The sequence below is a fragment of the Parvimonas sp. D9 genome, assembly GCF_035282565.1.
GTDB classification, from domain to species: Bacteria; Bacillota; Clostridia; order Tissierellales; family Peptoniphilaceae; genus Parvimonas; species Parvimonas micra.
This window is the reverse complement of sequence record NZ_JAYKBM010000157.1, coordinates 1-270: the sequence shown is the minus strand read 5'-3', so window position 1 is coordinate 270 and position 270 is coordinate 1. Positions and strand designations below refer to the sequence as shown.

The 270-nt window shown below is 47.8% G+C and carries 1 protein-coding gene; it reads left to right on the top strand.

Annotated elements, in window-relative coordinates:
• Positions 1-3 precede the first annotated feature (3 nt).
• Positions 4-270, top strand: a 267-nt coding sequence (locus VJI94_RS08405; RefSeq protein ID WP_416383684.1) for an ATP-binding cassette domain-containing protein, incomplete at its 3' end; no start/stop codon positions are given.

Below are 270 nucleotides of genomic sequence, written 5' to 3'. Positions count from 1 at the left end.
AAAGTGAATGGGGCAGACATGAATTTTGATGAATTGCGAAATCAAATCGGCTTTGTAACGCAAGACACCCAACTGTTTGCGGGAACCATACGAGAAAACCTCAGCTTTGTGTATCCTGATGCCACCGAGGAAGACCTGCTGGAAGCCCTTCATAAAGCCAGCTGCGACAACCTTTTATCGCGTGCAGAAAAAGGGCTGGATACAATGATTGGGGAAGGCGGTCTCAAACTAAGTGGCGGGGAGAAACAACGTTTATCTATTGCACGTGCC